12 protein-coding genes are annotated in these 13,137 nt (G+C 67.7%); 7 read left to right on the top strand and 5 right to left on the bottom strand.

Going from position 1 to position 13,137, the window contains the following annotated elements; all coding sequences use genetic code 11:
* Positions 1-1,120: 1,120 nt before the first annotated feature.
* Positions 1,121-1,510, top strand: a complete 390-nt coding sequence (locus tag ACHQ4I_RS13775; RefSeq protein WP_420772093.1) for a YchJ family protein — start codon at positions 1,121-1,123, stop codon at positions 1,508-1,510.
* Positions 1,511-1,527: 17 nt separating this feature from the next.
* On the top strand, positions 1,528-1,803 hold the full coding sequence (locus tag ACHQ4I_RS13770; RefSeq protein WP_420772092.1) for an Rdx family protein: 276 nt from the start codon (positions 1,528-1,530) through the stop codon (positions 1,801-1,803).
* 247 nt (positions 1,804-2,050) lie between these two features.
* On the opposite strand, the gene ACHQ4I_RS13765 is transcribed toward ACHQ4I_RS13770, so the two are convergent.
* Entirely contained in the window at positions 2,051-2,278 is a 228-nt protein-coding gene (locus ACHQ4I_RS13765) for an FmdB family zinc ribbon protein (RefSeq protein WP_420772091.1), read from the bottom strand.
* A 235-nt stretch (positions 2,279-2,513) separates the two neighbouring features.
* Between ACHQ4I_RS13765 and ACHQ4I_RS13760 the strand changes: the two genes are divergently transcribed.
* Complete coding sequence (locus tag ACHQ4I_RS13760) at positions 2,514-4,091, top strand: carboxylesterase/lipase family protein (RefSeq protein WP_420772090.1); 1,578 nt, start codon at positions 2,514-2,516, stop codon at positions 4,089-4,091.
* 370 nt (positions 4,092-4,461) lie between these two features.
* Here ACHQ4I_RS13760 and manB read toward each other — a convergent pair whose 3' ends face one another.
* The 3 genes from manB to rfbD form a co-directional block, all read right to left on the bottom strand.
* Positions 4,462-5,541 carry a mannose-1-phosphate guanylyltransferase gene (gene manB / locus ACHQ4I_RS13755; protein WP_420772089.1) on the bottom strand — a complete coding sequence of 360 codons (1,080 nt, stop codon included), beginning with the start codon at positions 5,539-5,541 and terminating at the stop codon, positions 4,462-4,464.
* A 116-nt stretch (positions 5,542-5,657) separates the two neighbouring features.
* Positions 5,658-6,551 carry a glycosyltransferase family 2 protein gene (locus ACHQ4I_RS13750; protein ID WP_420772088.1) on the bottom strand — a complete coding sequence of 298 codons (894 nt, stop codon included), beginning with the start codon at positions 6,549-6,551 and terminating at the stop codon, positions 5,658-5,660.
* Between the two features lie 5 nt (positions 6,552-6,556).
* Positions 6,557-7,423 (bottom strand): dTDP-4-dehydrorhamnose reductase, encoded by an 867-nt coding sequence (rfbD, locus tag ACHQ4I_RS13745; RefSeq protein ID WP_420772087.1) that lies wholly within the window; start codon positions 7,421-7,423, stop codon positions 6,557-6,559.
* A gap of 295 nt (positions 7,424-7,718) precedes the next feature.
* On the opposite strand from rfbD, the gene ACHQ4I_RS13740 reads away from it, so the two are divergent.
* The 3 genes from ACHQ4I_RS13740 (at position 7,719) to ACHQ4I_RS13730 (ending at position 11,274) form a co-directional block, all read left to right on the top strand.
* The gene (locus tag ACHQ4I_RS13740; RefSeq protein WP_476445392.1) at positions 7,719-9,140 is read left to right on the top strand and encodes an LCP family glycopolymer transferase; all 1,422 of its coding nucleotides are present in this window, start codon (positions 7,719-7,721) and stop codon (positions 9,138-9,140) included.
* Between the two features lie 3 nt (positions 9,141-9,143).
* Complete coding sequence (locus tag ACHQ4I_RS13735; RefSeq protein WP_420772086.1) at positions 9,144-9,866, top strand: TIGR03089 family protein; 723 nt, start codon at positions 9,144-9,146, stop codon at positions 9,864-9,866.
* A 100-nt stretch (positions 9,867-9,966) separates the two neighbouring features.
* On the top strand, positions 9,967-11,274 hold the full coding sequence (locus ACHQ4I_RS13730; protein WP_420772085.1) for a cytochrome P450: 1,308 nt from the start codon (positions 9,967-9,969) through the stop codon (positions 11,272-11,274).
* A gap of 147 nt (positions 11,275-11,421) precedes the next feature.
* Here the strand turns inward: ACHQ4I_RS13730 and ACHQ4I_RS13725 are convergent, their stop codons facing one another.
* Positions 11,422-12,441: an NAD(P)/FAD-dependent oxidoreductase gene (locus tag ACHQ4I_RS13725; protein ID WP_420772084.1), complete on the bottom strand. Its 1,020-nt coding sequence runs from the start codon at positions 12,439-12,441 to the stop codon at positions 11,422-11,424.
* Positions 12,442-12,522: 81 nt separating this feature from the next.
* On the opposite strand from ACHQ4I_RS13725, the gene ACHQ4I_RS13720 reads away from it, so the two are divergent.
* A complete protein-coding gene (locus tag ACHQ4I_RS13720; RefSeq protein ID WP_420772083.1) occupies positions 12,523-13,116 on the top strand; it encodes a helix-turn-helix domain-containing protein in 594 nt (197 codons plus the stop codon).
* The last annotated feature ends 21 nt before the right edge of the window (positions 13,117-13,137 follow it).

Below are 13,137 nucleotides of genomic sequence, written 5' to 3'. Positions count from 1 at the left end.
CCTCGCATCGGTTGCGTGATCGCACCGATGCGCGGCTGCCGATCGGGTCATATCGTCGTGCGGGTGAGCGGCGCTTGGCGGAGCGGCCGCAAATGTGTGACGGTATGACCTTTTGATGGCAGACCGCGCATCGGTGCGATCACGCAACGCAAGTCGCGCAACGCAAGTCGCGCAACGCAAGTCGCGCAACGCAAGTCGCGCAACGCAAGTCGCGCAACGCAAGTCGCGCAACCCTGGGCCACGCATCAGTTGCGTGATCACACCGATGCGCGGCTGCCAATCGGGTCATATCGTCGTGCGGATGAGCGGTGCCTGGCGGAGCAGCCGCAACATGTGTGACGGTATGACCTTTCGATGGCAGACGCACATCGGTGCGACCACGCAACGGTGCGATCTCGCACCAGTTAGTCGCGCAACGCTGAGTGGCGCAACGGTAAGTGGTGCAATGCGGTGAGTCCCGCAACGGTAAGCAGCGGCTCGATGCCGGTGACCCGGCGAATCGCGAACCGGGTGCACTTGAACTTCGGCCGCACTTAGGTGTGGCGACCAGGCCGCACCAGTAAGCAGCGCACCAGTTGGGCACGCATCGCAGCCGGGCACCGAAAGGTTGTGCGACGGTGTGGCTTTCGACCGGCAGATCTATGTGCAGGTCCGATCCGTCGATGCTGTTGTGCCGCAGCACATTCGCATCGCAGGGTGCGGGTCGAGGATCAGAGCATGCCGAATAGGTCGATGATCGTGGCCAGCAGTGAAATACCGCTCGAGGCGATAGAAGAACCGGTACTCAAGACGTTCAATACATTCAGCAGTCCCATGGCGGGCTCCTTGATCGGTGCTAACACTTCCGCACGTTCACAGCGTGATTCGTCGCTCGGAAGTTGCCGGATCGCCGACCTCCCCCCACTATCACCCGACACTCCGAGCGACACGCCAAAGTTGTTTCCATCCCCCCAAGAACACCCAAGTCGCCAAACCATAGCCAAGCGCTCGCGCCCAAAACCCCTCCCGCCGAGCCCCCTCCCCCAAACCGCGAGTATCAAGATCAGGTGGAAGCTATGGCGGCATCGCCCGACAAGCCCCCGCCACCAGTTCCACCTCACCGGCATGGTGACATTTGGGTATGGACGAGTCGGGGCCTTGCCCGTGTAAGCGTGGGGAAGCGTTCGGTGTTTGCTGTGGACCGGTGCTGGCGGGGGAGCGGGCAGCGGCGACGGCCGAGGCGCTGATGCGTTCGCGCTACACCGCATTCGCGGTCGGCGATGTCGAGTACTTACTGCGGTCCTGGCATCCGCGCACCCGTCCGAAGACGCTCGAGCTGGATCCGGATCAGCGCTGGCTCTTCCTGGAGATCCTGCGTACCGAGCGCGGCGGGCCGTTCGACGAATCCGGCACCGTCGAGTTCATCGCCCACTACCGCGTCGACGGACGACGGGGATCCCTACACGAGGTCAGCAGATTCACCCGCGTGGACGGCGCCTGGGTCTACCTCGACGGCGTCATCGAACCGTGACAGGTAGCGTGCCACCCATGCCACGTGTCGCGATCGAGTACTGCACGCAATGTCGCTGGTTGCTGCGCGCGAGCTGGATGGCGCAAGAATTGCTCAGCACCTTCGCCACCGAACTCGGTGAGGTGGCCTTGATCCCGGGCACCGGCGGCGTCTTCCGCATCACCGTCGACGGCGACCAGGTCTGGGAACGCAAGGCAGACGGCGGCTTCCCCGATATCGCCGTACTGAAACAGCGCGTACGCGACCGAGTAGCCCCCGACCGCGACCTCGGCCACGCCGACAAGCGCGACTGACCACTGCGGCGCACCGGAATCCGAGACGGCGCGGCTGGCCGACGAACATGTGGCCAGCGCGAAGAACACGAACCTCGCCATGCCATTGGCGCAGTGCCGTGGCGCTCATGGACCGGCGCGACGATCGTCGAGGCTGGTCGTGAGGCTCCCGGAACTGGTCGCCACGATCGAACCGATCCCAGCCAGGACGGCCCGCGCGAGCGTGATATCGACCACCCCGATCACCCCGCCCCGACCAGCGGCGAAATCAGCAGCCGCAACCCCCGCCACAGCACCCGCCACCGGCGGGCCGCGGCGCGGGCGCGGATGACGGTGCACCACCGCCACCCCTGCTGACCGTGGCAAATGTGGTCAGTAGCTTGACCGTGTCGTCGTGGCCGTTGGGGCAGGCCGCCGGATTCGATGCCTCCGCCATCGGACGGTTGACATCGAAGGTGTCGCCACAGCTGCGGCAGCGGAAGCTATAACTCGGCATCGGCCCAGCGTAGCGCCCGGGTGCGGAGGTCCGTCTTACCCGTACCACCGTCCTGGTGGACGTACTCTCGAAGAAGAGATCGCTAGGTGCTGGACCCGGCCGGAGCAAACTCGCAGCGCACTGCCCGGGTCGTAGGCGGGAGGTGCGGAAAGACCATGAGCGAGCGCAGCGAGCGAATCAAAGGCGCAGCCACGCGAGTGGGCATGACGGAGCCGAGCGCCAGCGAGGTGCAGTCATGAGCACTCAGTTCGATACGGAACCGGACTCCGAGGTCGGTGACACCGAGCCGGTAGCGCGAACGACCTGGGGCCGGGTGAGTGGACGCTGGGACGGACCGGTCGCGGTGTGGCGCAGCATTCCGTACGCTTCCGCGCCCGCGGGCCCGAATCGCTTCCGGCCGCCGCTGCCGCCGCAGCCATGGGATGGGGTCCGCGAGTGCACGACCTTCGGCGAGATCGCTCCGCAGACCATGGGCAATATGGTTCCGGTCGACTCCGATCTGCGGATGGGGGAGGACTGCCTGTGGCTCAATGTCTGGTCCCCGCGCAGTTCCGCCGATACCGGTGCGCCGCGACCGGTGCTGGTGTGGCTGCACGGCGGCGCCTACTGCCTGGGCACCGCGGCCCAGGGCATCTACGACGGCCGCAAGCTGGCCGAAGCCGGTGATGTCGTGGTGGTGACGGTCAACTATCGGCTCGGCGCGCTCGGCTTCCTCGATTTGTCATCGCTGTCCAGTGAATTCACGCCCAATCTCGGTCTGCACGACCAGATCGCCGCACTGGAGTGGGTGCGCGACAATATCGCCGCATTCGGCGGCGATCCCGGCAATGTGACCCTGTTCGGCGAATCGTCCGGCGCCGGATGCGTTACCGCACTGTTGACTTCGCCGCCGGCGGCCGGGCTGTTCCACCGGGCCATCGCGCAAAGTCCGCCAGCGACAACGGTTTTCGGCCACGAGCGGGCAGCCGGCGTGGCGCGACGCTTTCTGGAACTGATGGAACTGCCCTTCGCCCGCGCGAGCGAATTGCTGGAGTGCCCGATCGAGCGGATCGTGACCGCGGCGGGCGTACTGCTGGACGAGATTCCGTTGCAGGAGCCGGGCAGGCTGGCCGCCGCGCCGGTCGTCGACGGCAATCTGGTCCCGACCTATCCGATCGATCGGTTCCAGCACGGCCGCTCGCATCGCGTGCCATTGATCATCGGCACCAACAAGGACGAGGCATCCCTGTTCCGCGTCCTGCGCTCGCCGATCATGCCGGTGACCCCCGATGCGGTGAACGCGATGCTGCGCGATGTGGCCGCCAGCCACCCCGATATGTCGCCCGAGCGCATCGCCGAAATCACCTCGGCCTACCCGGATCTCGCGAAGACCCGTGGCGCACTCGCCATGTCGACCGACGCCGCGTTCCGGATGCCTGCCCACTGGGTCGCCGACGGCCACGCCCAGCACTCACCGACCTGGATGTACCGCTTCGACCACGCCACCCCCATGCTGAAGGCGGCCCGCGTCGGCGCCGGTCACGCCACCGAATTACCTTATGTCTTCGGCAATTTCGGCACTCTGAACCACGACCCCACGTTCTGGCTCGGCGGCCGCAAGGTGGCCATGGAGGTCTCCGGCCGCATGCGGCGCCGCTGGCTCGCCTTCGCCACCCACGGCGTCCCCGCCGCCCTCGACGGCTCCAAACACTGGCCCCCCTACCGCCCCGACACCCGCACCACCCTGCTCATCGACAACATCGACCGCGTAGTCGACAACCCGGACCGCGACCTCCACACCGCCTGGGGCGAACAAGCCGTCGGCTTCAGCTGAGCAAGCCGCCCTCACCTCACTGAGGCCGCAGCAGCAACACCAGCCGGACGTTGGCGCAACGATTACGCCCCGCGTGCCAGCTTCGCGACTCGGGCTGAAAGTGCCGCGTGCCAACTTCGCGACCCGGGCCGAGAGTGGCGCGTGCCAACTTCGCGACGCGGGTTGAGAGTGCCGCGTGCCAACTTCGCGACTCGGGCTGAAAGTGCCGCGTGCCAACTTCGCGACCCGGGCCGAGAGTGGCGCGTGCCAACTTCGCGACCCGGGCCGAGAGGGCCGCGTGCCAGCTTCACGATCCGGGCTGAAAGCGCCGCGTGCCAACCCCGGTCCGCTTAAGTGACTCCACGCGCCAAATACCAACTGCGCCTTGGTATCAGACGTCCGTAGAGAAGCGAATACCGCCGTCGGGGATGTCGACGCCCGGCCATACGCGGGCGCCCCGTAGTAGTTCGCACCGCGCACCCACGTTGGCGCCATCGCCGATGACGGCGTCGCGGACGAGGGCGCGGGGGCCGATCCGGGCGCCGAAGCCGATGATCGAGCGCTCGACGGTGGCGCCGGCTTCGATGCGGGCGCCGTCGAACAACACCGCGCCGTCGAGGCGGGCGCCCGCGCCTACTTCGGCGCCGCGCCCGACGACCGTGCCGCCGATGAGCAGGGCGCCGGGTGCGACGCCAGCGCCCTCATGGACCAGGGATTCCCCGCGCTGGCCGGGCAGGGCCGGGGAGGGCGCGATGCCGCGGACCAGGTCGGCGGAGCCGCGAACGAAGTCCTCGGGGGTCCCCATATCGCGCCAGTAGGAGGAGTCGACGTGGCCCTGGACACGCGCGCCCTCGGCGAGCAGCGCCGGGAAGACCTCGCGCTCCACCGAGACCGGGCGGCCCGCCGGGATCTTCTCGATGTATTCGCGGCGGAAGACATAACAACCGGCATTGATCTGGTCGGTCGGCGGATCCTGGGTCTTCTCCAGGAAGGCGGTGACCCGGCCGTTCTCATCGGTCGGCACGCAGCCGAAGGCGCGCGGATCGCTCACCCGGACCAGGTGCAGGGTCACATCCGCGTTGGTGGACTCGTGGGTGTCGAGGATCGCGCCGAGGTCGGTGCCGCCGAGCACGTCGCCGTTGAACACCATGATGTTGTCCGCGCGCAGCCTGGGCAGCACATTGCGGATACCGCCGCCGGTGCCCAGCGGTTCGGTCTCGGTGACGTACTCGAGTTCCAGACCGAGCTCGGCGCCGTCGCCGAAATGCTCCTCGAAGACCTCCGCCTTGAACGAGGTGCCCAGCACAACGTGGCTGATCCCGGCGTCCGCGATGCGCGCGAGCAGGTGGGTCAGGAACGGCAGCCCGGCCGTGGGCAGCATCGGCTTGGGCGCCGACAGGGTCAGCGGACGTAACCGCGTGCCCTGGCCGCCGACCAGAATCACGGCGTCGGTGCCTGCATTTCCTGCCATCATGCTCCCCTGTTCACAGTGGATCGTCCTCGCTGGTGCACTCGGCACATCCTTCGACACCAGTTTCAGTACCCAGCGACACGCGCCGGGCACCATCGCATGCCGAAGTTGTGACGCTAGCCCTGAGCTTCCCGCGCCTGTTGGCGCAGCGCAGATCGAACCGCAATTCGGGAACGGATCGCAAGTCCAGCACGCAACGCGAGCCGCAACGGTGCCTGCCACCAGTGCGGATGCCGATCGGCCTGGAATCGGTACGCGCTCGCGTGGTGGGCGGGCAGCATGACCTCGGGGTGACGTCCGGCCGCGTGTCCCTTGGCGTGGGTGACCTCGGCGTCGGGCACGAAGACGTTATGCCAGCCCGCCTTGCCCATCCGGTCGCCGAAGTCCACGTCCTCCATGTACATGAAGTAGCGCGAGTCGAAGCCGTCGATCGAATCGAAGGCCGCGCGCCGCACCAGCAGGCACGAGCCGGACAGCCAGCCGACGGCCCGCTCGGAGATCTGCTCGTTGTCCTGGCGATAGCGCAGCGTCCAGGGGTTGGACGGCCATACCGTGCCGAGGATCGCGTGGCCCGCGCCGTCGAGCAGTCCGGGCACCGAGCGCGCGGAGGGGTAGACGCTGCCGTCGGGTTCGCGCACCATCGGCCCGAGCGCGCCCGCCCGCGGCCAGCGCTTCGCGGCGGCGAGCAGCTTGTCGATGGAACCGGCGCCCCAGCGGATATCCGGATTGGCGATGACGATGAATTCGACGCTCGGATCGATCTCGGCGACGGCCCTGTTGATCGCGCCGCCGTACCCGATATTGCCGCCGGTCCGTAGCAGTCGCACATGCGAGTTCGCCTCCGCCGCCAGCTCCGGCGACCCGTCGACCGATCCGTTATCGGCGAGGATCACCTGCGGTTTTTCGCCGGTGGCCGCGGCCAGGGTGGTGATGAAGTGCTCGAGGTGCTCGCCAGGTGAATAAGTCACCGTGACGACGACAAGGCCGGATTCGGAAGCGTCCACGGCCATGCAGCCTACTGTGACAACCCCGACAGCGCGCCCCCGAGTGCGGCCTGCCACGACCGCAGCGGAGTCAGCCCGGCATCGTCCCAGGAACGGTTGGACAACACCGAATATGCCGGGCGCCGTGCGGGTCTCGGAAATGCGGTCGAGTCACACGGGCGGACCCGCGCGGGATCCGCGCCGATTCCGGCGAATATCGCCCGCGCGAATTCGAACCAGCTGGCCTGGCCGGAGTTGGTCGCGTGCAGGACCCGCGGCGCGTCCGGTCGACCCGCCAACTCCAGTAGTCCCGCTGCCAGATCGGCGGCGTAGGTCGGGGAGCCGAGCTGGTCGCTGACCACGTCCACGGTGTCGCGTTCGCGTTCCAGCCGCAGCATCGTGGCGACGAAATCGCTTCCGCGCCCGGTGTATACCCACGCCGTGCGCACCACGTGAGCGCGCGGCGCGAATTCCAGCACGGCCTGTTCGCCCGCGAGTTTGGAGCGGCCGTAGACGGTCGCGGGTTCGGTCGGGTCGGCGGTGTCGTACGGCTTGTCGTGGGTACCCGCGAACACATAGTCGGTCGAAATGTGGATAAGTCGGGCGCCCACTCGTGCACAGGCCGCGGCGAGTACGGCCGGTCCGGTCGCATTACCCGCGAAAGCGGCGTCGGGATCGGATTCGGCCTGGTCGACGGCGGTGTAGGCGGCGCAATTCAGCACCACGTCACCGGGTTCGAGTGCGGCGCCCACCGCGGCCGCATCAGTGATATCCAACTCATCTCGACCGAAGGCGCGGGCGGCGGGTGCGCGACGCAAGAGTTCGCGCCCCAACTGTCCGCCCGCCCCGGTCACGACGAGGCGCGCGGCTACGGTCGAGGAGGGCGATATCGCGGTCACGGGCACGAGTCTGGCACGCCGTGACACCTGCGGTTGAGGTCCACCGGGGTAACCGTTGGTTAGCCTTGACGCAACGGATACGGGGGTGACCGGAGGCGGGGCGGTCGAGACAGCGACGCGTCGGCTTCGACGAAACCGGCGCTGCGCAGGCAGAACATCAGCTGGGAGCGCTCGGCGAGCACAGTGGTGCTCGGGGACGGATGCTCGGGTTCGGCGAGAGGATGCAGTGGTGTGGCAGAGGGAGAGGGCGACAGCGCCGTCGCGACTAGCCCGGGGCGAGGGCGGCCTCGGGCCGCTGCGCGCGTTCATCGCGGCGGGAGCGGTGCTGGTCCTGCTCATCACCGGATTCGCCTGGCACAGCGTCGACTCGCTGATCTCGAATATCGAACGCATCGGCGGCCTCGGGCTCGGCGGCGGCCGCGACGGCGCCGTCGACATCCTGATGGTCGGGGTGGACAGCCGCACCGACGCGCACGGCAATCCGCTCAGCAATAACGAGCGCGCCATGCTGCACGCGGGCGATGAGGTCGGCACCAATACCGACACCATCGTGCTGGTCCGCGTCCCGAACGACGGCCGCTCGGCCACCGCCATTTCCATTCCCCGCGACTCCTATGTCGACATCCCCGGCATCGGCATGGGCAAGATCAACTCGGCCTACGGCTCTACCAAGGAGACGACGCGGCTCGAGCTGATCAAGCAGGGCGCCTCGGAGGCCGAAGCGGATAAGCAGTCCACCCAGGCGGGCCGTCAGGCGCTGATCAAGACCGTCGCCAATCTCACCGGCATCACCGTCGACCACTACGCCGAGGTCAGTCTGCTCGGCTTCGTGCTGCTGACCGATGCGGTCGGCGGGGTCGACGTCTGCCTGAACAATCCCGTCGATGAATGGATGTCCGGCGCCGACTTCCCCGCCGGGCGCCAGAAGCTCAACGGCCCACAGGCTTTGAGCTTCGTGCGTCAGCGCCACGATCTGCCGCGCGGCGACCTGGACCGGATCGTGCGCCAGCAGGTCTTCATGGCGCGGTTGGTCGGTCAGGTGCTCAGCGCCAAGACGCTCAGCAATCCGGGCAAGTTGAAGGATCTCAGCGACGCGGTGGGGCGCACCGTTGTACTGGACGATGATTGGGATGTGCTGGCATTTCTGCAGCAACTGAAGGATATGACGGGCGGTCAGGTCAGTTTCGAGACGGTGCCGGTCGCCGATCTCAACGACACGACCAGTGACGGCGAATCGATCGTCCGGGTCGATCCGAAGGCGGTCAAGTCGTATGTGGCGGGGCTGGTCGACGGCAAGTCGGAGGATCATGCCGAGCCGACGATCGATCCGGCGTCGGTGAGCGTCAGCGTGTTCAACGCGAGTGGCATCGGCGGGCTGGCTGGTCAGGTGGCACAGGCCTTGACGGCCAAGGGATTTCAGGAGGGAATGGTCGGCAACTACACCGGGCCCGGCGTCACCAGCAGCCGAGTGCTCGCGGTGAATACCTCGAATCCGAAGGCCAAGGCGGTTGCGAAGGCACTCGGGGGGCTGTCGGTGATCGCGGACAGCACGTTGTCCCCCGATTCGGTCAGCGTCGTGCTGGCAAGCGACTATTCTGGTCCGGGCTCGGCCGCGGGCAGCATGTTCGACTTCTCCGGAACGTCGAGCATCGCAACGCCCGTCCCGCCCGCTCCACCGATCGACGCAGGCCAGAACGGACCGAAATGCGTGAATTGACCGATGCGTGACCAACACCACGCACTGACCCTCACCGAGGCGGTGCTGGATCCGATCCTCGAGCGCGATCCCGCGGGTCCGCGCGTCACTTACTACGACGACGCCACCGGCGCCCGGATCGAGCTGTCCGGGCTGACGCTGGCGAACTGGGCGGCCAAGACCGCCAACCTGATCCGCGACGAATTCGGGCTGAGCCCGGGGGCCAGGGTCGCGGTGCTGCTGCCCGCGCACTGGCAGACCGCCGCAGTGCTGCTCGGCTGCTGGTGGGCCGGGACCGAGGTCGTGCTCGGACCCGATCCGGACGCCGATCTGGCGCTGGCCACCGCCGAACGGCTGGCCGAGACCGACGGTATCGCCGAGGTCGCCGCGCTCTCGCTGGACGCCTTCGGGATGCCGGTGCGCGATCTGCCGATCGGCATCACCGATTTCGCCACGTCCGTGCGGGTGCACGGGGACCACTTCCTGCCGCGCGGCGCCGGAGTGGCGCTGGATGGCATGCCGGTCTCCGAGGTGCTGGCCGAGGCCAGGAGATCCGCGCTGCGGCAGGGGTTCGGCGAGGGCGACCGGGTGCTGTCGAGCACGTCCTGGGACACCGCCGCCGAGCTGATCGACGGGTTCGTCTCGGTGCTGGTCGCGGGGGCCGCGCTGGTGCAGGTGGTCAATCCGGATCCGGCGCTGCGCGAGCGGCGCATGGAGTCCGAGCGGGTCACCGCGCAGCGCGGCTGAACTCCTACCCGGGTATCGGTCGGCGTCCGACCATGGGACGTTCCACTATTGCCGGGCAGTCCGTACGGTGGAATTGTCGCGCAACGATGGGGTTGGTGAGATGAAGCCGCAATATTGGTTCCGCTGGTTGTCGGCGCAGGGTGCGCCGCGGTTGGCCCTGCGCACGGAGGCCCGGCGCGGGATTCCGTTCGCTCAACTGCTGGGCGGGCCGGACGGTCTGGCCGATCCCTACCCACTGATCGAACGGCTGCGCGGCCAGGGTCGGCTGCAGCGCACCTCGATCGCGTGGGCCACCTTCGATCACGATCTGTGTCGAGCTGTCCTGCGGGACAACCGATTCTTCGTGCGCACCAGCGATACCTTCAATATTCCGAAGCCGCTGCAGTTGCTCGCCAAACGACTTCCGTTGCCGCCCAACCCGGTCGAGCCGCCGTCGATGCTGGTCATCGACCCGCCGGAGCATACGCGGATGCGCAAGCCGGTCGCCTCGGCCTTCACCCCGCGCGCGATCGGCCGATTGCGCGATCGGGTCGAGACGGTCACCGAGGAGTTGCTCGGCGCGCTGCCGTCGGGTGGCTCGGCCGACCTCATCGAGTCCTACGCCGCGCAGGTGCCGATCGCCATCATCTCGGAAATGCTCGGATTCCCGGAAAAGGATCGAAAGGTATTCCTGGACTGGGGCGATCGGGCGACACCGCTGCTCGATGTGGGGATCTCCTGGCGGGCGTTCCGGCGGGCGCTCGCGGCGATGGAGGTGATGAACGACTACCTCGACGGGCATATCGCGCGACTGCGCCGCGAACCGGGCGAGGACATCCTCAGCAGCCTGGTCACCGCCGGTGATCTCGACGACATCGCATTGAAGGCGACCGCGAGCCTATTGATGGGCGCGGGATTCGAGACGACGGTCAACCTGATCGGCAACGCCGTCGCCCAATTGGTCACCCACCCCGAACAATTGGATCGGTTGCGCGCCGAACCGGACCTCTGGCCGAACGCGGTCGAAGAGGTGCTGCGGATCGATGCGCCGGTGCAGACCACGGCGCGAATCGCATCGACCGACTTGGAACTCGAGGGTGTGCAGTTGCGCAAGGGCAGCACGGTTGTGCTGTCGCTGGCAGGCGCGAACCGCGACCCCGCCGTGTTCGCCGATCCCGACGTCTTCGACGTAGGCCGCGCAAATGCCAAGGAGCACTTGACATTCAGCACCGGCGTACACGCCTGCCTCGGCGCCAGCCTGGCCCGCATGGAAGCCACCTACGCCCTGCGATCTCTGTTCGACCGCTTCCCCGACCTGCAACTCGACGGCTCGCCGCAACGCCGAAAGTTGTTCACACTGCACGGATATGAACGAATGCCGGTCCGCCTCGGCCGCCGGGCCCCCGCCCCCGAACCGACGGCCGTCTGAGCTCCAACGGTCGCGGAATCTCGAGCGACGCTGGTTCACGAGCGCAGTGGAAGCCCGAAGCTGTATCAGGCCCACCGAACGCAGTGAAATGGCGGCTCGACAGCCGACGAGTAGCACCATTTCACTCAACTCGATGGACTCATGGCCTCACATGCCGTGCCGGCGATCGCCCGTCGCCGCTTCGCACAGTTGCGCTTCGGTTTCCGCCGAGAACGGCTCCCGGTAGGCCGCGACCGCCTGGCGGGTCTCCTCGGCGACGAGGTCCGCGTTGATCTGGGCCGCCGCGGCCGCGCCCGCCGCTGCGGCGGCGCCGACCTGGGCCGTGAGATCGGTGACGTTGCCCGCGGCCCAGACGCCGGGGATGTCGGTTCGGCCGGTCGGGTCGGTGGGGACGTACTCGCCGACCCCGGCCGGGTGTTCGGTCGGGCGCAGTCCGAGGGTGGACAGGAAGTTCGCGCGGGCCACCATTCGCGACGCCACCGTCACCACGTCGCGGGCGACCACGGTGCCGTCGCTCAACCGCACTCCCGTGAGACGGTCGTCGACGATCTGCAGCGCGGTCACCGTACCGTCCACTACGCGAATACCGCGGGCGGCCAACTCCTCCGATTGCTCGGCGCTCAGCGGTGGCATGGTGTGCGAGAAGTAGGTGACATCGGCGCTCAGCTGACGAAACAGCAATGCCTGGTGCACCGCCATCGGCCCGGTTCCGAGGACGCCGATGGCTTGATCGCGGACCTCCCAGCCGTGGCAGTACGGGCAATGGATCACATCCCGGCCCCATCGTTCGCGCAACCCGGGCACCTCGGGCAGCTCATCGACCAGGCCGGTGGTGACCAACAATCGACGCGCCCGCACGGAGCTGCCGTCCACTGTCACCGTGAACCCCTCCGTGTCGCGCACCACGGCCTCGACCACCCCGTTCACCACCTGCCCGCCGTAGCCGCGGACCTCGGCGCGACCGGTCTCCAACAGCTCGCCGGGCGGTGTCCCGTCGCGGCCGAGCAGTGCGTGCACACCATCGGCCGGGGCGTTGCGCGGCTGGCCCGCATCGATCACCACCACCGATCGTCGCATCCGAGCCAGCATCAGCGCGCCGCTCAATCCCGCGGCGCCGCCGCCGATCACCACCACGTCATAGCCATCTTTCAGCTGATCGGTCACCATGACCACCACCTCCTCCCGACGACCATGCGGGAGCGACGGCGATTGTGGCAAAGATATTTGCCGAGATGGCAAGCTGGTGGCATGGACAACGACCTCGGCCATGCACTCGACGCGGTCGGACCTCGGTTGCGCGCGCTGCGTCGCCAGCGCGAAACCACATTGGCCGACCTGTCGGCGGCGACCGGCATCTCGGTGAGCACCCTGTCCCGGCTCGAGTCCGGCGTCCGCCGTCCCACCCTCGAACTACTGCTGCCGCTGGCCAGAGCGCACGGCGTCACCCTCGACGAACTCGTCGACGCCCCACCCACCGGCGACCCACGCATCCACCTGCGCCCGATCACCCGCCACGGCATGACCATGCTGCCCCTGACCCGCCGCCCGGGCGGCATCCAGGCATACAAACTCGTCATCCCCGCCAACACCCGCCAGGAACCCGACCCGAAAACCCACGAGGGCTACGAATGGCTCTACGTCCTCAACGGACGCCTGCGCCTGATCCTCGGCGAACACGACGTCGTCCTCACCCCCGGCGAAGCCGCCGAATTCGACACCCGCATCCCACACTGGTTCGGCACCGCCGACTCCGCCCCGGTCGAATTCCTCAGCCTCTTCGGCAAACAGGGCGAACGCGCCCACCTCCGCACCACCCCCAAACCGAAATCCCCTTCGCCATAACCCGCACCGTCACGGCTCAGC

The organism is Nocardia nepalensis, from assembly GCF_048910785.1.
Lineage (GTDB): Bacteria > Actinomycetota > Actinomycetes > Mycobacteriales > Mycobacteriaceae > Nocardia > Nocardia nepalensis.
The sequence above is the reverse complement of the archived record's forward strand: the minus strand, read 5'-3'. Positions and strand labels throughout refer to the sequence as shown.